The following is a 347-nucleotide window of genomic DNA, read 5'->3' as shown; positions in this document are numbered from 1 at the left end:
TGATTGAAGAATAAAAATTACAGCTTTTTTATGAAAAACGTGTTTTACAATTAATGGCAATGTAAAAATAGTCAGACTGGTCCTAAGGTAAAGATAGATTTAAAAAAATAACAGGTTTTAAATTAAGCTGTTCTCTTTAATCCCGATAGGGATCTGGTTTTATCAGAGTTACCTGATTTTATAGCTGCTATCGCAGTCGTCAGAAGACATATATGTCCTACAGTATTTAAGTTTGAGATAGAATTTATATTCTTGACATAAGCTCTTTCATTATTAAGCTTTTTCCATCTGGAATTATATCTTTCAGACTCTGTTCTCAATCTATAGATGGTTTTAAAAAATTTAGA

Annotated in this window: 1 pseudogene; it reads right to left on the bottom strand. The window is 29.1% G+C overall.

What is annotated here, in order from left to right:
• Window positions 1–122 precede the first annotated feature (122 nt).
• Window positions 123–347 (bottom strand): annotated as a pseudogene (locus KM800_RS15230) (transposase); the annotation flags it as partial.

Source organism: Clostridium tyrobutyricum (assembly GCF_019144085.1).
GTDB lineage: Bacteria > Bacillota > Clostridia > Clostridiales > Clostridiaceae > Clostridium_B > Clostridium_B tyrobutyricum_A.
The sequence above is the reverse complement of the archived record's forward strand: the minus strand, read 5'-3'. Positions and strand labels throughout refer to the sequence as shown.